Origin of the sequence: Microbulbifer sp. GL-2 (assembly GCF_007183175.1) — a bacterium.
In the GTDB taxonomy this organism is placed as follows: domain Bacteria; phylum Pseudomonadota; class Gammaproteobacteria; order Pseudomonadales; family Cellvibrionaceae; genus Microbulbifer.
Map to the genome: position 1 here is coordinate 1322444 of NZ_AP019807.1, position 20919 is coordinate 1343362.

Sequence of the window (20919 nt, forward strand, 5' to 3'; positions counted from 1 at the left end):
AAACAATGGGTTAAGTGCAGGCACCTCACGCAGAATAATTGCGTGTGCCAAAAATATCTGTACCAATACGCACAATGGTCGCACCACAGGCAATAGCCGCCTCCATATCTCCGGACATCCCCATCGAAAGAGTGTCCATAGTCTGCTCGGGAAACTCTTGTCGCAGGCTTTGCAACAAGCTGGCCAGCTCGGCAAAAGGCTCCTTCTGAGCCTGGACATTCTGTCGCACGGCGGGAATTGCCATTAACCCGCGTAAACGCAGCCTCGGCAATTTCACCACTTCACGCGCCATAGCCACCAAATTTTGCACAGCTATGCCAGACTTGCTTTGCTCGCCATCGATATTCACCTGCAGGCATATATTGAGCGGTGCCAGATCTTTAGGCCGCTGTGACGAAAGACGCTGGGCAATTTTCAATCGGTCAACGGTGTGTATCCACTGGAATCTCTCGGCCACAGCCCGACTTTTGTTCGACTGCAGCGGCCCGATAAAATGCCAGTGAATATCCAGATCGGACAGGGCGTCCTGTTTTTCCAGGGCCTCCTGTAAATAATTCTCGCCAAAGTGGCGCTGTCCCGCCTCATAGGCAAAGCGCAGATCTTGTGCCGGCCGTGTTTTGGAAACTGCCAGCAGGGTAATTTCTGCGGGGTTGCGATCGCAGTTGTTGCAGCATGTCACAATCCGCTCACCTACTGCATTCAGGTTTTCGACGATTGTCTCTTTGCGCATATACTGGGGCCCTTACCGAAATGAGTGGCGATTTTACCTGAGCCCAAACAAGAACCATAAGGTAGCAGTATGGATATCACTGAACTCCTCGCCTTTAGCGCCAAGCAAAACGCCTCGGATTTGCATCTCTCGGCCGGCCTACCGCCGATGATTCGGGTGGACGGCGACGTACGCCGCATCAACCTGCCGTCCATGGAGCATAAGCAGGTGCACAGCCTGATCTACGAGATCATGAACGACAAGCAGCGCAAAGATTTCGAAGAGCTGCTGGAAACGGATTTCTCATTCGAAGTGCCCGGTGTAGCCCGTTTCCGTGTCAATGCGTTTAACCACAACCGCGGTGCCGGTGCTGTATTCCGGACTATTCCCTCCAAGGTACTGACCATGGAAGATCTGGGTATGGGCCAGGTCTTCAAACAAATATCGGATACCCCTCGCGGTCTGGTATTAGTGACCGGGCCCACAGGTTCCGGTAAGTCCACTACGCTGGCTGCGATGATGGACTACATCAATGACAACAAATACGAGCATATTCTCACCATTGAAGACCCGATTGAATTCGTGCATGAGTCGAAGAAATGTCTGGTGAACCAGCGTGAGGTACATCGTGATACCCACGGCTTTGCCGAGGCACTGCGCTCAGCACTGCGTGAAGACCCGGATATTATCCTGGTGGGTGAAATGCGTGATTTGGAGACCATCAGGTTGGCACTGACCGCTGCGGAAACCGGCCACCTGGTGTTTGGTACCCTGCACACCACCTCCGCTGCCAAGACCATCGACCGGGTTGTGGACGTATTCCCGGCACAGGAAAAAGCGATGGTGCGTTCCATGCTGTCGGAATCCCTGCAAGCCGTAGTCTCCCAGACCCTGATGAAGAAGAACGGCGGTGGCCGTGTCGCCGCCCACGAAATTATGCGTGGCACCCCAGCGATCCGTAACCTGATCCGCGAAGACAAAATCGCGCAAATGTACTCGGCTATCCAGACTGGTGCCAGCGTAGGCATGCAGACCATGGACCAATGCCTGGAAGACCTGGTGGCTCGCCGTATCATCAGCCGCGAAGTCGCGCGTGAAAAAGCCAAGATGCCGGATAACTTCTAAGCGGCAACACATTTGGGCCCGCTGGCAGGGCCCTACTTTGTCAAAAATAAAACGCGGTAAACACCATGGAAATTGAAAGACTTCTACAACTGGTTGTAGAGAAAGGCGCTTCGGATCTGTTTATCACCGCCGGCATACCCCCCTCCTTAAAGCTGCACGGCCGAGTTGTGCCCTGCACAAGTACTTCACTCACACCAGAGAAGGCGCGCGAACTGGTGGTAGGTACCATGAACGAAAAACAGCGACGTGAATTCGCTGAACAGAAGGAACTAAACTACGCCATCGCCGTGCGCAACGTGGGACGCTTCCGGGTCTCAGCTTTTTTCCAACGCAATCTGGTGGGTATGGTACTACGTCGTATCGAGACCAAGATCCCTACCATTGATGGTCTCAGCCTGCCCGATGTGCTCAAAGACTTGGCGATGACCAAGCGCGGCCTGATTATTTTCGTCGGCGCCACCGGTACCGGTAAATCCACATCCCTCGCATCCATGGTCGGCCATCGCAATGAGAACTCCAAAGGCCATATCATCACTATTGAGGACCCTATCGAATTTATCCACCAACACCGCGGCTGTATTGTGACCCAGCGTGAGGTTGGCCTGGATACCGAATCCTTCGAGGTGGCCCTGAAGAACACCCTGCGACAGGCGCCAGACGTTATCCTGATTGGTGAGGTGCGCTCCCGCGAAACCATGGACCACGCCATCGCCTTTGCCGAAACCGGTCACTTGTGCCTGTGCACGCTGCACGCCAACAACGCTAACCAGGCGTTAGATCGTATCATCCACTTCTTCCCGGCGGACCGCCATCAGCAGCTGTTTATGGACCTGTCGTTGAACCTTAAGGCGATGGTAGCTCAGCAGTTGGTACCCACTCCGGACGGCGACGGCCGCCGCGCCTGTCTGGAAATCATGATCAATACCCCGCTGATGTCGGACCTGATCCGCAAGGGCGAGGTACACAAAATGAAAGAATTAATGAAGCGCTCCGGCGAGCAGGGTATGCAGACCTTCGATCAGGCCCTGTATGAACTCTACGACCGCGGCGAGATCACCTATGAAGATGCCCTCGCCCACGCCGACTCCTCCAATGACCTGCGCCTGATGATCAAACTCAAATCTGAATCAGATGCCGAATATTTAAACAGTGCAGCAGGGGAATTGAGCCTGCAAAACGACTCCGAATATGGTGATGGTGGGCCGCAACTGTATTAAAGCTCAGTAAACCCGGTCCAAGCCAAGGGCACTGGCAGCGCTAGCGCTGCCAGTGCCCTTCCGCATTTTTCGCCCCCCACTCTTCAACAACAATAACAAAATCACATATACCCCCTGTTCCCGATAGTTTTCCTCTTCAGGAGTTAAAAAGTGCCCATTAAAAATAATATTGCTCTAGTCACCGGCGGAAGCCGTGGAATCGGTGCCGCAACGGCGCGATTACTTGCTCAGCAGGGATACCACATCGCAATCAGTTATCGGGAGAGAAAAGACTCGGCCGAAAGTCTGCTGAATGAACTCAAAGCCTTAGGTACTGAAGCAATCGCTGTACGTGCTGATATTTCCTTAGAAACCGATATCACACATTTATTTAATGAAGTCGATCGGCAACTTGGCCCCCTGCAATATCTTGTGAACAATGCCGCAATCCTTAAGCCACAAATGCGCGTTGAGGCAATGGATGCGGAGCGAATCGACCAGGTTCTTCGCACAAATGTCACCGGTACGATTCTCTGCTGCCGCGAAGCCATAAAAAGAATGTCGACCAAACATGGCGGCGGTGGCGGAGCCATTGTCAATATCTCATCCGCCGCCAGCCGCTGGGGGTCACCCAACGAATATATTGACTACGCAGCGAGTAAAGGGGCAATAGACACCCTGACTATTGGCCTAAGCCAGGAGCTTGCCAGCGAGGGAATCCGCGTAAATGGGATACGACCAGGTTTTATCTATACAGAAATGCATAAGGATGGCGGGGAGCCAGACAGGGTGGAGCGATTAAAATCTGCAATTCCCCTCGGCCGGGGCGGTCAACCAGAAGAGGTCGCTGCAGCAGTAGCCTGGTTACTGAGTCATGAATCGGCATTCACTACCGGCTCATTTATTGATGTCGCAGGTGGGAAATAGGATAGAGATTTATGTTTGAAGCACTGTTTTCCCTGATTGCAGCCACGGGTCTGTTACTCGGCTCTCCCGGCCCTGCGCCACTTGCACTGGCAGCTTCGGGAGCGACATTTGGAGTGAAAAAGAGCACCGGCTTTCTTGTCGGTATTCTGCTCGGGCTGTGCGTAGCGATTGTCGGTGCCACTGCCGGGGTAGCGGCGCTGTATTCTGCCTGGCCTGGGGCCCGTTTGGCAGTGCAGATATGTGGCGCGCTTTATATTGGTTACATCGCAATCAAAATTGCCACAGCCCCGGTATTGGATCGAGACCAGTCGACAGCTGCCCAACCGCCATCCCTTCTGGATGGATTTATTTTTAATCTGCTCAACCCAAAAGCCTACGCCGCTTTTTTAGCGATCTTTTCCCAGTTTCTGTTACCTATTGAGGAGAGCGGTTTCAGCTATGTCGCCACAGGGTTGGTCTGCTTAGTAGTCGCTGCCGTGGTGGATTTTACCTGGCTATGCCTGGGTGGCAGCCTACGGCCACTATTCCACAAACCAAAACAGGCGAGAGTGATCAGGGTGTGCTTTGCCCTATTGATGGTAGCTGCAGTATTGTTTGTTTTTCTGTGTTAAAAAACTGAATACTCAGCATATCTCCGTAATTAGTGCTTTTACCGAAGGCAGCATGCGCCGGCTTACCAGCGGTGCTTCTGCCACACCCTCCAACTCTATCCGGAAATGACTACCGTCCCTGCGTAGCCCGATAATATGCTCCGCGGCCACCAGAGCACTACGGTGTACACGTACAAAACGCTCACCGAATTCACTTTCCAGTTCTTTTAAGGATTCGTCTAGAATCGTCTCACCAGCAAGGTGATGAGCCACGACATATTTACTGTCGGCTACCAGGCATCGTATGGTATCCACCTCCAACAACTCTACCCCGCGGCGGCTCACAGCCTTAATACGGCTTCGGCCATGGGGCTCCTCTCCGTCCTTTTTATCTAACAGTTTTTGCTGTGGCTTGCACAGGCGCTGCGCCTTCTCAACAGCCTGGCGTAACTGCTCTACATTAACCGGCTTTAACAAATAACCCACGGCTGTGGTAGAAAATGCCGGCAAGGCAAACTCATCGTGGGCAGTGCAGAAAATGACCGCCGGCGGGCAATCTCGAGTGGACAGCTGTTGTGCCAATTCCAAACCGCTGCCACCGGGCATCTCAATATCGAGTAAAACCAGATCCGGATCGAGAATCTGTACCTGCATTATTGCGGCTTCAGTATCCGCCGCCTCGCCCACAGGGGTGCAGTTATCGATCGCAGTCAGTTGCCGGTTCAGGCGCGCACGGGCCAGGGGTTCATCATCGACAATCAGGACTCGCAATTGGGTCACTCCATCACCTCGGCCTGTCTGGTGGAATTTGCAGCAGCTTTTATATCCCGCCGAGCCGCCTCCCGGGGAAACAAGGGTAGCTGCACAGCCACCCGATAGTGCCCGCCTTCCCGATAGGCGGTAAATTTGAAGCGATCACCGTAATAGGCGGCAAGGCGCTGACGGATATTCTCCATAGCCATGCCATTACCTTCGCTGGACGGGCGCACAGTTTCCCGCGGCAGGGGATTATCGATTGAGATCTTGAGGGCGCCATCCTTGGCTGCAAGGTTCACTGTGATTGTCCCTCCCTCACGCAGCTGGGCCACGCCGTGCAGCACGGCATTTTCAAGTAGGGGTTGCAACAACATACTGGGTAGCTGGATTTCCTCCAAACCTTGTTCCAACTGCCATTGCTGTTTCAGGCGCTCTCCCAGTCGTAGAGCTTCAATTTCCAGATAGCGCTGTGCCAGATTGATCTCCTGTTGCAGTGGCACCAGCTTTGGGTCGGCAAGGCTGGCTCGGAACATTGCGCACAGGTCCTCCACCAGACGCTCGGCGCGATCCGGGTCCACGGCAATCAGACTGGCCAAGCTGTTCATACTGTTAAACAGGAAATGTGGGCGAATACGGGACTGCAGTGCTTCAATGCGAGCGCCCAGCTCAGCCTGTTGCTGGTTGTACAGCTGCTGTTGCAAGTAGGCGTAACGCAACACGACACCGGCACAAATAGCCCCAAGCAGGCAGTCGCTAGCCAGGCCCCACCAGTCGAAACCGGCCTGTAACAGTAGCGCTCGCAAGTAGCGTTGCATTCCCATCACAATACCCAATACCGCGAGCACTGCTGAAAAACTGATGGCGCCGGCACACTTGTGCGACAGCTTGGCCAAATGGGGACGCAGGTGACAAAGTACGGCAGCGGAAGGCAATATCACCCATTGAATCACCAGGGATACTAACCCCAGTCGTTGCCAGCTGAATTCGCGCAACCCATCCAGGGCCAGAACCAATACCAGAGCCAGCAGTTCCCCCATGAGCACTAGTGCGGCCAGGGAGGTGACGCTACAAAGGTCGGGCAGAAAAGGCAAAGCGCCACGAGACGCAGAATCCTTGCCAGAACTGTCAGTTTTTCGAATTTTCTGCGATATAATGCCTGCCGGCCTGGGAAATGACATGCAGTTGTTATTCTTGATTGTCCCTAAGTTCGAAGCGCAAGATACCACCAAGCTCCCCGGCCTTTCACCTCACTGCAGCCAGGAAAACCATGAGCAAAGACAAAGCCCCAACTGACTCCACCAGCAACCCGGCCGCCAAACTCTGGGGTGGCCGCTTCAGCGAAGCCACCGATGCATTCGTAGAGCGATTTACCGCCTCGGTCTCTTTCGACCAACGCATGGCACTGGAAGATATTCAGGGCTCCCTCGCCCATGCACAGATGTTGTCGGAAGTGGGGGTATTGAGCGCAGATGAATATCACAAGATTGCTGATGGATTGAAGGATATCGCCGAAGAAATCAAAGCGGGGCAGTTTCCCTGGTCAGTACAGTTGGAGGATGTGCACATGAATATCGAAGCACGTCTAACCCAACGAATCGGAGCTACCGGTAAAAAACTACACACTGGCCGCTCCCGCAACGACCAGGTGGCAACCGACATTCGATTGTGGCTACGCGGCCGTATCGACTTGATTTGCGCCGAACTAACCCGCCTGCAAACAGGTCTGGTGCAGCTGGCCGAGCGTGAAGCTGAGACCATCATGCCGGGCTTTACCCACCTGCAAAGCGCACAGCCGGTAACTTTTGGCCACCACCTGCTGGCCTGGAATGCGATGCTGACAAGGGACTATGAACGACTGATGGACTGTCGTAAGCGGGTCAATCGTTCGCCCCTGGGTGCAGCCGCGCTGGCTGGCACCAGCTATCCGATTGATCGTGCACGTACGGCCGAATTACTGGGTTTCGATGCTCCCACCGAGAATTCGCTGGATTCTGTCAGCGACCGTGATTTCGCCATCGAGTTTTGTGCCTTCGCAGCCCTGTTGCTCACCCACCTGTCCCGCGCCAGTGAGGAACTGGTGCTCTGGGCTTCAAGCCAGTTTGATTTTATCGATCTGCCGGATCGCTTCTGTACCGGCTCCTCGATCATGCCGCAGAAAAAAAACCCGGATGTGCCTGAGCTTGTACGCGGCAAGACCGGCAGAGTGAACGGGCACCTGATCGCCCTGTTGACCCTGATGAAGAGCCAACCGCTGGCCTATAACAAGGATAATCAGGAGGATAAAGAGCCCCTGTTCGACGCCGCTGATACCGCTCTGGACTGTCTGCGCGCTTTTGCAGATATGGTGCCGGCACTCAAGGCGAAAAAAGACAATATGCTGGAGGCAGCGGCCAAGGGCTTCTCCACTGCCACAGATCTGGCCGATTACCTGGTGCGCAAGGGCGTTGCCTTTCGCGATGCCCACGAAATTGTCGGCCAGTCAGTATCCTTTGCCATCGAGCAGGATAAGGATCTGGCGGAACTGAGCCTGGGCCAGCTGCAGCAGTTTTCTGCAGAAATCACTGAAGATGTGTTTGAGGTCCTTACCCTGGAAGGCTCAGTAGCGGCGCGAGACCATATCGGTGGCACCGCACCAAGGCAAGTACGCGCAGCCTGTACATCCGCACGCGAAGCCATTGCTCAGCGCTAGTTGTTTAGAAATACAGAAAAAGTAAAGCTCGCGGGAAACCCCTCCCCCGGGCTTTCTTTTTAAAGCTCTAACCTGCTTTGCCACCCCGCTAAAATCCCAGCCCGCGGTTACTCACGGCTATTCGATATCATTACGAAGCTCAAGTTTGCTGTGTAACTACTATTCGAAAAAAATAATAGCTGGAAATCGGATAATCACTTCAATTCCGCAGTATCGGGGTTCCAACGGGCATTCCAGAGCTATATCGCTGTTATTTTTTGATGTACGAAAAGTTCATCGTGATATTTTCCCGAGGCAAAATTTCAAACAGCCAAGAGGCCCAACCACAATTATTACTGGTCAATCTCTAAACTGACTGCTTCACCCTGCTGCTCACTCAGCACGCGATCAAGCAGAGTGGGCAGGTCCTCCCCGGTAGTCCCACACTTCCAGCCGGGGCTTTGGAAGGCCAGGTGGTAACCGCCAGATTTAGCCGCCACCCACAACTCTCGATTGGCCGACTGGCGCGAGAGGATCACCTGGCTCCCGTTGTCCTCCAAAGTAAGGGTCAAAACCGACCCGCTGCGCTCATAATCAATATCCCAGTCACACTCGTCCAGGGCATCCTCAATCGCCATCAGGCTCTGCTCAATGGCCGCTTCGTATTCCGTTTGGCTCATCTTTTGTTACTTCTGTTACCGTCTACTGTGATGAATTTATTCGGCCGCTATACTATCAGGCTTTTGCGGAACACCGCTTCGAAAGCCCGAGTGCAGGATGTCACCCATGCCGAAAAAATTGCTTTTCCCCTTCCTCGCCCTGTTAGGCGCCTCTGCCCTAACAACTGGCTGTGGCCAGAAGGGCCCGCTATACCTGCCCCAAGCACCGGCTGAACCTGCGCCGAGTATCACCAGCGGCCCACCCACCACAGTGCCCACTAGCAGTACTGCGGTAGAACCCAGCGGGCCTGCCATTGAGCCAGCAGATGAAGCAGTGGTTGAACCTTCAGTAGAAGAGCCCCTGTACGAGGAATTCCCAGAAGAGCAAGAAACTGAAAAATGAGTGAATTCAGTTATCGTGAAGGCAGCCTGTGGGCTGAAGAAGTCTCCCTGGAACAGATCGCCGAACGTTTTGGTACTCCCACCTATGTATACAGCCGCTCTCACTTCGAGCGTCAATACCGGGCCTATGCGGATGCCCTCGGCAACCATCCTGGCCTGATCTGTTATGCGGTAAAGGCCAACAGCAACCTTGGCATACTGTCTCTGCTGGCTCAGCTGGGAGCCGGCTTTGATATTGTCTCGGGCGGCGAGCTGGAACGGGTTTTATTGGCCGGTGGCGATCCCTCTCGGGTAGTATTTTCCGGCGTCGGCAAAACTGCCAATGAAATGCGCCGTGCGCTGGAAGTCGGGGTGCATTGCTTCAATGTCGAATCCGAGGCGGAAATGCAGCGTCTGGAACAGGTTGCCGCCGAGTGCGAAACCATCGCACCTGTCTCCCTGCGGGTAAATCCGGATGTCGACGCTCAAACCCACCCCTATATTTCCACCGGCCTCAAGGAAAACAAGTTCGGCGTCGCAATCGACCGTGCATTAGATGTCTATATGCATGCGGCCAACTCCCCGCACTTGAAAGTGATCGGAGTGGATTGCCATATCGGCTCACAGCTTACCGAAGTAGCCCCCTTTCTCGATGCCCTGGAGCGCCTACTGATGCTGGTGGACGACCTCTCCAGTAAGGGCATACAGTTGGAGCACCTGGACCTGGGAGGTGGCTTGGGTGTGCGCTACCGGGGAGAGGAACCACCACCTGTAGCGGATTACCTGCAGGCGGTGATCGGGCGTATCGGCGAGCGCAATCTCGGCCTGATATTGGAGCCGGGGCGCTCCATTGCGGCCAACGGTGGCTTACTGCTGACCCGTATTGATTACCTCAAGCGCACCGAGGAGCACAATTTCGCCATTGTCGATGCGGCCATGAATGATAACCTGCGTCCAGCCCTTTATCAGGCCTGGCAGGATATAGTGCCAGTGACCCCCGATCACGGTGAAGATGCCATGTGGGACATCGTCGGGCCAGTATGCGAAACCGGCGATTTCCTCGGTAAGAACCGCGCCCTCGCTCTACGGCAGGGACAGCTGCTGGCCATGCTTTCTGCCGGCGCTTACGGATTCACCATGAGCTCCAATTACAATAGCCGCCCTCGCGCAGCAGAAGTTCTGGTCGACGGTGACAACACCTATCTGGTACGAACGCGAGAAACCTTCAGTGACCTGGTAAAGGGAGAAACGCCAGTACCGGAAAAAGTCTGACTCTTTGTGGCGAAATAGATGTCAAAATAACAACTTTGGTGCCGCTACTCGCAGGCAGCCCGTGTGGGCCAGAGAGACGCCAATATCGGTCAGATACAGAGAATCACTAGAGAAATGGAATGCGCATTAAATTCAGCAAGATGCATGGGCTTGGCAACGACTTTGTGATGCTCGACGGCATCAGCCAGAGGGTCAAACTGTCCCCCGATAAGATTCGCCGAATTGCCGATCGCTGCCTGGGCATTGGTTGTGACCAGGTTCTGCTTGTGGAGTCACCTCGCGACCCTGACGCAGATTTCCGCTATCGGATTTTCAACGCCGATGGCAGCGAAGTGGAAAACTGCGGCAATGGCGCCCGGTGCTTTGCACGCTTTGTGCGCGAACGCCGCCTTACCGGCAAGAAACGCCTGAAAGTGGAGACTGCTGGGGGCATGCTGCAACTCAAAGTCATGGATAGCGACCAGGTCAGCGTGGATATGGGCGCCCCAGTGCTGGAACCGGAACTGATTCCCTTTAACGCCGATCGCTGCGCCGAAAGCTATCCCATTGATGTTCGCGATGAGACATTTACTATCGGCGCCTTATCCATGGGCAACCCCCATGCGGTACTGCTGGTAGAGGATGTCCAAGAGGCTCCCGTGAACCAGCTGGGTCCGCTGATCGAAACTCATCCGCGCTTTCCACAAAAGGTCAATGTAGGCTTCCTGCAAATTAACTCCCGCAACGAAGCACAGCTGCGCGTGTTTGAGCGGGGGGTGGGCGAGACCCGTGCCTGTGGCACTGGTGCCTGTGCCGCTATGGTCTATGCGCACCAACGCGGGCTGGTGGATGATCAGGTGGAGGTCCGCCTGCCCGGTGGCAACCTGACAATTCACTGGAGCGGACCGGGTCAGCCGGTTACTATGACCGGGCCCGCGATCACGGTTTTCCACGGGCAAATCATTATTTGAATAACCTTGCGGGCAAGGTGGCGACTATTCGACCTCCCAGGGAGTTCTGTGGCGCCTGTCGATAGTGGGTCCTTACCCACTGGAGCTGTCAATTCACCTCGATCCCGCGCCAATGTGAATGGACCATGATGGAACAGACAGACGCCAATCAAAGCTCTGAAGAGATTGTCGCCGGCAGCCACAAGGAAATGCAGCGGGATGACAAATTGCTTGCGCGGCAGGTAGCCCGCTACCTGATGCAGAATCCCGAGTTCTTTCTCGACAGGATGGACCTGCTCGAAACAATCAAGTTGCCGCGGGATAATGGCAAGACCGTGTCACTGATGACGCATCAAACCAACTTATTGCGCGAACGCAATATTGAAATGCGCCAGCGCCTCGATCAACTGCTGCATAATGCCCGTGATAACGACCAGCTTTTCTTTAACAGCCGCCGCCTGATCCTGGCCCTGCTGGAGGCGCGAGACATAGGCGAAGCCACAGAAGCCCTCTACTCCAGCTTCGCAACCGATTTTAACGTTGAGTTCACCAGCCTGACTCTATTCGAACCCCTGCCCAGCGCCCGCAGCCTGGGCCAGGTCCGTTCCAGCTCCCACGCAGGCGCAGAGACAGCTATTGGCGGAATTCTTCGCAATGGCCGCCCAGTATGCGGAGCCCTGCGCCCCGCCGAGAGGGAGTATCTGTTTGGCGAAGGCTGGCAGGATGTGGCTTCTGCAGCCGTGGTCCCCCTATGCAACCAAATGGGGGTGCTCGCCGTAGGCTCATCCGATCCTCAATACTACCGCTCGAGCCTCGGTACCCTGTTTCTCTCCTATATCGGCGAGGTATTGGAGCGCCTGCTTCCCAGGTTTGTTAGTCGCTAAACCGGACTCTACTAAATCCATCCTACGGGACATCAAACTCAGGCCCCCAAAAAATAATATGCCGCCAACCAGGTAAGGGTGGCGGCAAAGCCCTGCTGTACTAAATAGGGCGGCTGCCGTATTTAGGCTGTGGTTTACGCGGGGGATCGGCGGTAACTTCTGGGTCAACCTCATTGATTGCCCCACCACCGGCGAGAAATTCCTCAACATCCGTGCTCAGTTGACTCCTGGCACGTTCACGAGAGGTGATAGAGCGCTCTTCGGCAAATTCCTCGGAGTCCTTGCTGCGAGAGTTCTTACCCTGATCTTCATAACCATCTTTCATAGCTAAAACCCTGTAACTCTTACTCCTGTTACAGAGGGAGTACCTCTGTGCCGCCCCTTCCCGCGACATGATGAAACCGAAAGCCACAGCCTGTGGCGATCCCCTACCGCATTAAAAGCGGCGATTAATATATAGGCACTTCCCATCAAGGCCGCCAGCTACAAGCAATCGAGGCAGTAGAGTTTTTTGTTGGGACAAAAACCAAGGAATATTGCGGTTTGTTATGGTGATTTAAGCGACAGTGTAGAAATGTGTTACAGCTAAAGAATGATCACAGGAGAGCAGGGGAAGAAGGTGAGACAGTTAAAACAACAAAGCCCCTGAAGGGGCTTTTGGGGTGGCCGTGACGAATAGCCTAAAAAGCAATTAATTTACCAGTCGGTCAAACTGCCTCGCTACCGGTTTCACCGGTGCGGATCCGGATAACTTCTTCCAGCGCAGTAATAAAGATTTTACCATCACCAATCTTACCAGTCTGCGCAGCTTTAGTGATCGCTTCAACGGCAGAGTCCACCATATCGTCATCAACCGCCAGCTCCAGTTTTACCTTAGGCAGGAAGTCCACTACATACTCTGCGCCGCGGTAGAGTTCTGTATGCCCCTTTTGGCGACCAAAGCCCTTTACTTCGGTCACTGTCATCCCCTGTACCCCGACTTCGGACAATGCCGTACGCACATCGTCCAACTTGAAGGGCTTTACTACGGCCGTAATCAATTTCATTTCTTGTATTTCCCCTGATTAGTCTTCTTTGCGGGAACCTCAGCCAGGAAACTGCCCCGGCACGAGGCAGCACCATCGCAGAGCATCTATTTGCTCATAAATTCCGGATAAGCTTCCATACCACATTCAGCCAAGTCAACACCCTCTTGCTCCTCGTCTTCACTGACACGGATGCCAGTCACTAATTTGAGCAGGTACCAAACCGCCAGGGAGGCAATGAAGACCCAGAGGAATATTGTCAGCGCTCCGATCAACTGACCACTGAGGGTGGAATCATCATTGGTCAGTGGGACCAGCAACAAGCCAAGCAAGCCAACAACGCCGTGTACAGAAATGGCACCGACTGGATCATCGATCTTCAGTTTGTCCAAAGTGATGATAGAGAAGACCACCAAAACGCCGCCAAACATACCGAACAGGGTTGCTTGCAATGCAGTCGGCGTGGAAGCCTCAGCAGTAATCGCCACCAATCCGGCCAAGGCACCGTTCAGCAGCATGGTCAGGTCAGCCTTGCCAAACAGCAGGCGCCCTGTAATTAATGCTGCAATTGCGCCACCAGCCGCAGCAGCATTGGTATTGAGAAACACCATAGCCACGGAATGCGCGCTGGCCGCATCTCCCAGCTTAAGCACGGAGCCACCGTTAAAGCCAAACCATCCCATCCATAAAATAAAAGTCCCCAGGGTAGCCAATGGCAGGTTTGCACCGGGAATGGCATAGACCTGCCCATTGGGACCGTACTTACCCTTGCGCGCGCCCAGTAGCAGAACGCCAGCCAGTGCTGCCGCTGCACCAGCCATATGAACAATGCCTGAACCGGCAAAGTCGGAGAAGCCGAGATCACCCAAGCTATACAGCCCGAAAACCTCTTTGCCACCCCAGGTCCAGGAGCCCTCAAGTGGATAAATAAAACCAGTGAGGACAACGGCAAACGCCAGGAAACTCCACAGTTTCATACGCTCTGCCACAGCTCCGGATACAATAGACATGGCCGTAGCAACAAACACTACCTGGAAGAAAAAGTCCGAGGCTCCTGAATATACGGAATCGCCGTCAAAGCCATTTTCCGCTGAATCCGCCAGTACACCGTCGAGACTGAAGGCCTCAATGCCTGAAAGCATCCAGTTGCCATCATACATAATGGCATAGCCTGTCATCAGGTACATAATGCTGGCAATTGCAAAAAGCGCAACATTTTTAGTGAGAATTTCGGTAGTATTTTTTGAACGCACCAAGCCAGCTTCCAGCATGGCAAAACCAGCGGCCATCCACATCACCAGCGCGCCGCATACCAAAAAATAAAAGGTATCAATTGCATATTGCAACTGAAAAACTTGATTCTCCATTTCTCTCTCCGTTCAAATCTTAATATTTTTAAAATTATGATCAGCTTTTATGTTTGACTTAAATCGCATCGCTGCCGCTCTCACCTGTGCGTATCCGCACAACCTGTTCTAAATTGGAAACAAATATTTTCCCATCGCCGATTTTGCCACTGTGGGCACTGGATCCTATCGCATCCAAAACCGTATCCAGCTGTTCATCTGTCACTGCAATTTGCAGCATCGTTTTTGGCAGGAAATCCACCACATATTCAGCGCCGCGATATAGTTCCGTATGACCTTTCTGCCGTCCAAATCCCTTTACTTCACTAACGGTAACGCCATTAATACCACTCTCCTTCAGAGAATCCCTTACCGCATCCAACTTGAAAGGTTTTACTATTGCAGTGATTAGCTTCATGTCGCCCCCAAAATAGTACCCGCATCAATTGCGTGCAGTTTTGTTACCAGGTATATGTAGCACCGGCTAGTAAAGTGGGTTCACACCAATCTGTGTCAAAACATTCTGAGTCACTCACATCAGAGCCAACTAATGCGGCACTAAGATTTAAATCGCCATATTCTTTACTCAGGGAAACTGAATAATCGATATAAGAATCGGACTCAAAGAGAAATATTTCTTCATCAAATAGGTTTAGACCTACATGCAGGTCCAGACTAAAATCAGCAGGCAGGGAAAAACTATAATCGGCATAGGGGTAATAAAAGGCCCCGGACTCAGCCCAGTAATCATCGGAATAAGCAAGACCTAAAGTTAAATCTGAAAAACTAAGACTTCCATAAATTTCCTGGTAATCTTCATCCCTGCCACTCCCGTGGTAGGCATAATAAACATAACCAACGTCATAGCTGACAGAGTCATTTAAATCCGCACTAAATCCTGCATAAAAATCCTGTTCATAATCAGTTTCATCATTGCCGTAATCGAAATCCACTTGCGAAGCCCAGGTGCCTACATAAAAACCATTACCAAACTCTAAATCCATTCCCGCCTGAATAGCAGGACGTCCATCAGACTGGCTAATTCCGCGAAACTTGTAATCCGAGACCAGCCCTGCATTCACACTAAAACTCGCACCGTTTCCCTCAGCAAAAGCTGTACCACCAACAGCCAAAACCAAGGCAGCGCCTGTGAAGACAGTGGCGATCTTATGCATTTTAATTTTCACCTTTGATCCTCCAAGATTTCTATAAATCTGATTTTTTTGATACCTGTAATGGCGCCGCCTGCAATCGGTCCTGCACTGTCGGGTATGACAGAGGGTCTCCTGCGTCTTGTGAACCGCTACTTTCCCGGACTCCCAGTGATCGTAAATGGCACACCTACTCCGGTTGATTGCATGGTTAATGCCAAAGCTGCAGCACCCAATAAAATCAATGAGTTAGAGAGAAAAATAAAATTGGAATTAATACGAACAAAAGGACGAGGAAGCCCTGTGCACCAAGATGGCCCTATTTGCCCTCATATGCACAGAAGTGGGGAATCCATGTAGAGCCAAGAATCAGAATAAGGCACTATGAGCCTGCTTTTGCGTAAAAATGCTGTGGGTTACAATCTGGTGCCAATAGATAAGATTTACTGAGCGAGGAATTGCCTGTGGCCGCGGATAAACTGCAACAGCTGCTGAAAGAGCTGCAACTACAGGGCACGGTGGTCACAAATGACCTGCGCAATGCCCTGGAGGTCTCCCTGGACAAATTACCGCTGGTACCCCAGCGCGAATTCGATACCCAGGTGGAAATCCTGCGGCGAACTCGGGAGAAACTGGCCCGCCTGGAAGACAAAGTGGAAATACTCGAGCAGGCCCTGGCCCAAAGGGACTGCAAGCCCGAAAATTAATCATTCAGGGAGCCAGTTCAAGGATGGTATTGTGAGCCTCTCAGTAATCTATACCCGCGCTCAATTGGGCGTATCCGCCCCGCTGGTCATCGTTGAGACGCACCTGGCCAATGGGTTACCTGCCTTCCATATTGTCGGCCTGCCCGAAGCAGCGGTCAGAGAGAGCCGCGATCGGGTACGCAGCGCCCTGATCAACAGCCATTTTGAATTTCCCCAGCGCCGTATCACTGTCAACCTGGCTCCCGCAGACCTACCCAAGGAGGGCGGACGCTACGACCTCGCCATTGCCATCGGCATACTCGCGGCCTCCGGGCAAGTTCCCGGTGAATCACTGGAAAACTATGAATTTATTGGCGAGCTGGCACTTACCGGTGCTCTGCGCGAAATTAGTGGTGCACTGCCCGCAGCCATCACAAGCGCCGCAGCCAAACGGAAACTGGTAATACCCCTGGAAAATAGTGCGGAGGCAGCCCTTGCGGGGGCAGAAGTTGGCGCTGCTACTTCATTATTACAAGTCTGCGCAGAGCTCCATGGGCGGGAAAAACTACCCCGAGCTGAACAAAAGGTCGATCAATCAGTTATTGACTGCCCGGATCTTGCCGACGTTCGAGGTCAATTAAAGGCCCGGCGCGCCCTGGAGGTAGCAGCCGCCGGTGGGCACAACCTGCTTTTCTATGGCCCACCAGGCACAGGTAAAACCATGCTGGCCAGCCGCCTGCCAGGAATATTGCCCCCTCTCACCACTACTGAATCAATCGAAGTGGCCGCCGTTTACTCCAGCGCAGGCTTGCCCCATCAGAGCCTGCGCCCTTTCAGGGCTCCGCATCACAGTGCTTCACCAACCGCTTTGGTCGGTGGCGGCAGCACCCCAAGACCCGGTGAAATCTCCCTCGCCCACCGGGGCGTCTTGTTTCTCGACGAAATGCCCGAGTTCCCCCGCCACGCTCTGGAGATACTGAGGGAACCTCTGGAGAACGGTGAAGTGCGTATCTCCCGGGCACGGGCCCAAGTCACCTACCCCGCTCACTTTCAACTGGTTGGGGCTATGAATCCCTGCCCCTGTGGCTATTTGGGTGAGCCCCGTTGCCGTTGTACGCCGGACCAGATAGACCGATATCGCAACAAACTCTCTGGCCCTCTGCTGGATCGTATCGATATGCAGGTAGAAGTGGGCGCCATGAATGCTCTGCAATTACAGGATGCAGCCGCCGGAGAACCATCGGACAGTGTCAGGGAAAGGGTCTGTGCTGCGCGACAGCTGCAAACTCAGCGACAGGGCACCACCAACAACTTGTTAAAAGGGGCGGAGCTGGAAACCCACTGCGTGCTGGGAGAAAAAGAGAAACACCTGTTACGCCAATCGGTAGAAAAGCTGGGACTCTCCGCGCGCAGTTATCACCGGGTACTTAAAGTGGCCCGCACCCTGGCAGACCTCGCTAGTTTGCAGAGGATCAGCTCAGCACAAATTGCTGAGGCCTTGGCCTACCGCAATTTGGATAGGCGCCAAACAGTAATTTCTTCACGCTAGAAAGTATTTCGTCAACCGTCCCATTAATAAATAACAATATCCTAATTTGGTATAGCAACCCTTGATCTATTGACCACCGCAAGAATATAGTTATCATGATAACTATATTCTTCTTGATGAGCAGAAATCATGAATCACAACCTCTTCATTATCGCCAGAATTTCTCCCAAGACTGAATTCTTCGAGCAGGCCAAGCAGGCCATCCTCTCCATAGTGGCAAATACCCTTGAGGAAGAAGGCTGTCTCCAGTTTACTGTGCACGAAGACGGAGAGTCTTTGTTTTTATACGAAGAGTGGCGCAATCAGGATGATCTCGAAAGGCATTACGCAATGCCTTATATCGCGCCGATATTCGAAGCCTACCAAGAGTGGCTAAAAGGGCCGGTAGAGATCAATAAGCTGAAGAGGTTGGCTTAATACCCCTATGTTTTTTCTCAAAGAATTGCCCTCGCAGCAGATGGTTGAGGGATATACCAAACAATTTTCTGTAAAAGATCCCGCTGCCATTCAGGACGCACTTACCATGATGCGGGATGCAAGCCTGCTTTTGCGGGAACTGGAAAGCTATTTTTCCGAGCACAGCACTTCGCAGCTACGTTTCTTAGTGTTGATCGTTATTGACCGAGAGCCACAAAAACAGAGTTTATTAGCTTCAGAAATTGCAGAGCGTATCGATGTTTCCAGACCGGTAATGACACGCACTCTGAAAAGTATGCTGGAGAATAAGCTTATCACCATGGAAGCCGACTCCAGCGATGGCAGGGCCAAAAGTATAGCACTTAGCAAGAGTGGAAAACTATTTTTGAAGAAAATATTACCAGGATACTATCAGGTAATATCCAGCTTTATGGAGGGACTGAAATAATGAAAAAATCTTTACTACACGCCCTATGTATATGGGCGCTGGTTTACCCTATTGTCACTCTTCTTCTATTAGCGCTACAGGCGCTGGAGCTTCAAATCGCTATCGGATTCAAGGCCTTGATAATGACAGCTGTTCTCGTCCCACTGATGTATTTCTATCTTGTCCCTAAGGTAAATCAATTTTTGGCCCGGCATTAGTTCTGCCAGGCCATGTTTTATATCGCCAATATCTAATCAGCTGAACCTTTCTCAGTCTCTAGCTTTTTATTTAATTTTGCTTCCGCTTTCTCTGCATATTGAAGACAGCTCACTGATTTTTTCTGCGTAGCCATATTTTTAAACTCCCAGCCGCTGGCAGGTGCATGAGGGGTGAGTAGTAAATCACAAGGTAAATCGCGCACATGGGCAAAGCTTGTGCGGAAGTCCTCTACGATATTGGGGTAGCGGCGATTATCAATCAGTTGATAACCAGGTGCTGTAAGGCTATCCACATAAGCGATGTCTGTAGTTTTACCTTCAACTTTGTCTTCCCAGGTCCAGGCCATGCTACCTGGTGTATGGCCTGGGATAAAATGTACGCGTAGACGCAAATTTCCTAGAACAACCTGCTCGCCATCATGCAGGATACGATCCGCCTTTATCGGCGGATATAAGATTTTATCGGCAAAGTGAATATCATTGGCTCCACCGCGAGCCATTAACACAGCTGACTCGGCATTGGTTACTACCTGTGCACCAGTCACGCGTTTTAGCTCAGCTAAGGAACCTATGTGGTCTGCATGGGCCTGACTGTGCAAGATTAATTTGAGATCCGTGGGGGCGACTCCCAATCGGCGCATATTCTCCAATAAATGCTCGGCCGTCTGCTCCATGCCACCATCAATTAGAATCGAGCCTTCTTTGCCTTTTAATAACAGTGAGGTAATTCCCTCGGTACCTACTTGCCATGTGTTATCTGCAATCCTTAGAGGCGCTACTGGCTGGCGCCAGGATTCTGGTACTTTGTAAGTTTCCAGTTGTGGTAAGACAGCAAAGTTTTCCGCTGCTGAAAAACTGGAATAAGCTGCTATTACTATTGCGGCTAACTTGATTCTTATATTCATCTATCAGTCTCAACTTTTACCGGCACCAGAGATACACCCGGGAGCCCCATTTCGTGCAGTCTTGTTAATCCATCCAGCAATTCTATCAAAGACTTTTCCCCGATGATTTACACCTTCTTTATCTGTCATATAGTGATCGTAACCGGGGTACTCCCAATAAGTCAGCTCACAACGTCCGGCTGATGCGTAGGCATCTCGTGCTGCTCGGCCGGAACTGACCGGGGCAGATTTATCTTCTGCACCCTGGATCAATAATACGGGGGCATGGCTGTTCAATAAATCATTGACCGGTACCCGATCGGCGACATCGGCCCACCAACGCATAGAGTTTCCACCCCAGACTTCCGCACTTTTAGGATTAGCTTGGGCATAGGCGAGTTTGGCATCTACCTCTTTAGCTACATGGGGAGGAACCAAACTCTTTAACACTTGAGAGAATGACTCCCCCAGCCCACTGGAAAAGACCACTGAGGCATCGGGATTCAACCGGGGCGCCAGTCGTGCAACAAGGTCACCACCCTCGGAACCACCAAGCAGGACCAATTTGCCATTCCACCAATCAGCGCCACGCAATTCGTTAACAATTTGCACCACATCTACTGTGCGCTGCTCAACCGTGTGATTAGCCACATATTCCTGGGAGCAATCTTTAAATTGCTCTTCGGGGCGGTCGGCATGAGTTACGCCGTATTTTTCTACCATTAAAATCGCATAGCCCGCGGCCATCCCCTTCGCCTGCTGCAGAGTGGTATTTTTAATAGCTGGCAGGCAGCCGGAACCCTGGGCCAGCAGGAACAAATCATATTTACCCTGATCGGACGGTTTCTCCAAGGACCAATACAACGATGATCCATCCGGGCGCTTACTGATATTGAGAAGAGGTTCGGCAGACACGCCGAGATGAATAGCCGCTAGCAGAAAGCCCGTGGCCGTTATAAAGATTGATTTAAAAGAAAGCCTCTGTCCCATAGCGAAAACTCCCTGCCCTCACCTGGAAACGAAGGCGAGGGTATATTGGCTTGGTTATTGTTAGTAAAAGGGCTAATGCCCACTCACTTATCCGAACCCAGGCAAAAGCAATGGTTCCCAAGCTAACAGA

Annotated in this window: 24 protein-coding genes; 13 read left to right on the plus strand and 11 right to left on the minus strand. The window is 52.5% G+C overall.

The window, feature by feature from the left end; all coding sequences use genetic code 11:
* Positions 1-25: 25 nt before the first annotated feature.
* The gene (locus tag GL2_RS05670; RefSeq protein WP_143729686.1) at positions 26-730 is read right to left on the minus strand and encodes a YggS family pyridoxal phosphate-dependent enzyme; all 705 of its coding nucleotides are present in this window, start codon (positions 728-730) and stop codon (positions 26-28) included.
* 69 nt (positions 731-799) lie between these two features.
* On the opposite strand from GL2_RS05670, the gene GL2_RS05675 reads away from it, so the two are divergent.
* The 4 genes from GL2_RS05675 (at position 800) to GL2_RS05690 (ending at position 4568) form a co-directional block, all read left to right on the plus strand.
* Positions 800-1834, plus strand: a complete 1035-nt coding sequence (locus GL2_RS05675; RefSeq protein WP_143729687.1) for a type IV pilus twitching motility protein PilT — start codon at positions 800-802, stop codon at positions 1832-1834.
* A gap of 65 nt (positions 1835-1899) precedes the next feature.
* Positions 1900-3051 carry a PilT/PilU family type 4a pilus ATPase gene (locus GL2_RS05680; RefSeq protein ID WP_143729688.1) on the plus strand — a complete coding sequence of 384 codons (1152 nt, stop codon included), beginning with the start codon at positions 1900-1902 and terminating at the stop codon, positions 3049-3051.
* Positions 3052-3201: 150 nt separating this feature from the next.
* A complete protein-coding gene (locus GL2_RS05685) occupies positions 3202-3957 on the plus strand; it encodes an SDR family oxidoreductase (protein WP_143729689.1) in 756 nt (251 codons plus the stop codon).
* A gap of 11 nt (positions 3958-3968) precedes the next feature.
* On the plus strand, positions 3969-4568 hold the full coding sequence (locus tag GL2_RS05690; protein ID WP_143729690.1) for a LysE family translocator: 600 nt from the start codon (positions 3969-3971) through the stop codon (positions 4566-4568).
* A gap of 12 nt (positions 4569-4580) precedes the next feature.
* Here GL2_RS05690 and GL2_RS05695 read toward each other — a convergent pair whose 3' ends face one another.
* Together GL2_RS05695 and GL2_RS05700 are read right to left on the minus strand one after the other, a co-directional pair.
* Positions 4581-5327, minus strand: coding sequence for a LytTR family DNA-binding domain-containing protein (locus GL2_RS05695; protein ID WP_143729691.1), 747 nt, complete (start codon positions 5325-5327; stop codon positions 4581-4583).
* Positions 5324-6481, minus strand: coding sequence for a sensor histidine kinase (locus GL2_RS05700; protein ID WP_143729692.1), 1158 nt, complete (start codon positions 6479-6481; stop codon positions 5324-5326). The genes GL2_RS05695 and GL2_RS05700 overlap by 4 nt, the downstream gene beginning before the upstream one ends.
* Before the next feature lie 89 nt (positions 6482-6570).
* Here GL2_RS05700 and argH point away from each other — a divergent pair, with 89 nt between their 5' ends.
* The gene (gene argH / locus GL2_RS05705) at positions 6571-7992 is read left to right on the plus strand and encodes an argininosuccinate lyase (RefSeq protein ID WP_143729693.1); all 1422 of its coding nucleotides are present in this window, start codon (positions 6571-6573) and stop codon (positions 7990-7992) included.
* Positions 7993-8324: 332 nt separating this feature from the next.
* Here argH and cyaY read toward each other — a convergent pair whose 3' ends face one another.
* A complete protein-coding gene (cyaY, locus tag GL2_RS05710; RefSeq protein ID WP_143729694.1) occupies positions 8325-8651 on the minus strand; it encodes an iron donor protein CyaY in 327 nt (108 codons plus the stop codon).
* Between the two features lie 106 nt (positions 8652-8757).
* On the opposite strand from cyaY, the gene GL2_RS05715 reads away from it, so the two are divergent.
* From GL2_RS05715 to GL2_RS05730, 4 genes are all read left to right on the plus strand, one after another.
* Positions 8758-9033, plus strand: a complete 276-nt coding sequence (locus tag GL2_RS05715) for a lipoprotein (protein WP_143729695.1) — start codon at positions 8758-8760, stop codon at positions 9031-9033.
* A complete protein-coding gene (gene lysA, locus GL2_RS05720) occupies positions 9030-10283 on the plus strand; it encodes a diaminopimelate decarboxylase (RefSeq protein WP_143729696.1) in 1254 nt (417 codons plus the stop codon). The genes GL2_RS05715 and lysA overlap by 4 nt, the downstream gene beginning before the upstream one ends.
* Positions 10284-10402: 119 nt before the next feature.
* Positions 10403-11233, plus strand: a complete 831-nt coding sequence (dapF, locus tag GL2_RS05725) for a diaminopimelate epimerase (protein WP_143729697.1) — start codon at positions 10403-10405, stop codon at positions 11231-11233.
* A gap of 125 nt (positions 11234-11358) precedes the next feature.
* Positions 11359-12096, plus strand: a complete 738-nt coding sequence (locus GL2_RS05730) for a DUF484 family protein (protein ID WP_143729698.1) — start codon at positions 11359-11361, stop codon at positions 12094-12096.
* 100 nt (positions 12097-12196) lie between these two features.
* Here GL2_RS05730 and GL2_RS05735 read toward each other — a convergent pair whose 3' ends face one another.
* The 5 genes from GL2_RS05735 to GL2_RS05755 all read right to left on the minus strand — a co-directional run bounded on the left by GL2_RS05735 (position 12197) and on the right by GL2_RS05755 (position 15654).
* Entirely contained in the window at positions 12197-12421 is a 225-nt protein-coding gene (locus GL2_RS05735; protein WP_143729699.1) for a hypothetical protein, read from the minus strand.
* A 382-nt stretch (positions 12422-12803) separates the two neighbouring features.
* The gene (gene glnK / locus GL2_RS05740; RefSeq protein ID WP_020413692.1) at positions 12804-13142 is read right to left on the minus strand and encodes a P-II family nitrogen regulator; all 339 of its coding nucleotides are present in this window, start codon (positions 13140-13142) and stop codon (positions 12804-12806) included.
* 86 nt (positions 13143-13228) lie between these two features.
* Positions 13229-14488: an ammonium transporter gene (locus tag GL2_RS05745; protein ID WP_143729700.1), complete on the minus strand. Its 1260-nt coding sequence runs from the start codon at positions 14486-14488 to the stop codon at positions 13229-13231.
* Between the two features lie 58 nt (positions 14489-14546).
* Complete coding sequence (locus GL2_RS05750) at positions 14547-14885, minus strand: P-II family nitrogen regulator (protein ID WP_143729701.1); 339 nt, start codon at positions 14883-14885, stop codon at positions 14547-14549.
* Positions 14886-14928: 43 nt separating this feature from the next.
* Positions 14929-15654 carry a TorF family putative porin gene (locus GL2_RS05755; protein ID WP_143729702.1) on the minus strand — a complete coding sequence of 242 codons (726 nt, stop codon included), beginning with the start codon at positions 15652-15654 and terminating at the stop codon, positions 14929-14931.
* 428 nt (positions 15655-16082) lie between these two features.
* Here GL2_RS05755 and GL2_RS05760 point away from each other — a divergent pair, with 428 nt between their 5' ends.
* From GL2_RS05760 to GL2_RS05775, 4 genes are all read left to right on the plus strand, one after another.
* Complete coding sequence (locus GL2_RS05760; RefSeq protein ID WP_143729703.1) at positions 16083-16325, plus strand: accessory factor UbiK family protein; 243 nt, start codon at positions 16083-16085, stop codon at positions 16323-16325.
* Between the two features lie 31 nt (positions 16326-16356).
* Positions 16357-17853, plus strand: coding sequence for a YifB family Mg chelatase-like AAA ATPase (locus GL2_RS05765; RefSeq protein ID WP_143729704.1), 1497 nt, complete (start codon positions 16357-16359; stop codon positions 17851-17853).
* A 129-nt stretch (positions 17854-17982) separates the two neighbouring features.
* On the plus strand, positions 17983-18270 hold the full coding sequence (locus tag GL2_RS05770; protein ID WP_143729705.1) for a putative quinol monooxygenase: 288 nt from the start codon (positions 17983-17985) through the stop codon (positions 18268-18270).
* A gap of 7 nt (positions 18271-18277) precedes the next feature.
* Positions 18278-18718 (plus strand): MarR family winged helix-turn-helix transcriptional regulator, encoded by a 441-nt coding sequence (locus tag GL2_RS05775; RefSeq protein WP_143729706.1) that lies wholly within the window; start codon positions 18278-18280, stop codon positions 18716-18718.
* A gap of 229 nt (positions 18719-18947) precedes the next feature.
* Here GL2_RS05775 and bla read toward each other — a convergent pair whose 3' ends face one another.
* Entirely contained in the window at positions 18948-19820 is an 873-nt protein-coding gene (gene bla / locus GL2_RS05780) for a subclass B3 metallo-beta-lactamase (protein WP_143729707.1), read from the minus strand.
* Between the two features lie 9 nt (positions 19821-19829).
* Positions 19830-20789, minus strand: coding sequence for a S9 family peptidase (locus GL2_RS05785; protein WP_143729708.1), 960 nt, complete (start codon positions 20787-20789; stop codon positions 19830-19832).
* Positions 20790-20919 lie beyond the last annotated feature (130 nt).